At 44.4% G+C, this 250-nt stretch carries 1 protein-coding gene; it reads left to right on the top strand.

Annotation, left to right across the window (positions count from 1 at the left end; all coding sequences use genetic code 11):
- Window positions 1-250, top strand: a 250-nt coding sequence (locus tag AC3II9_RS22175) for an LD-carboxypeptidase (RefSeq protein WP_489158901.1), incomplete at both ends; no start/stop codon positions are given.

Consider the following 250-nt stretch of genomic DNA (forward strand, 5'->3'; position numbering starts at 1 on the left):
GCACCAGATTGACTGGAAATTACTTGAAAACAATCCGAAGAAATATATTGGTTACAGTGATTTCACCGCTTTCAATCTGGCCTTGTTGGCAAAAACCGGTCTAAGCAGTTTTACCGGACCCGCAGCAGTGTCCGACTTTGGCAATAAAAAAGTAGACGACTTGACCGCCGAGATTTTTGTGGAAAGCATGCGTGGTGAGCTGGAAATATTAAGTTTTGAATCGCCCGATTCTGATGCCGTTGATGCACGT

The organism is Lysinibacillus sp. RU7, from assembly GCF_057837305.1.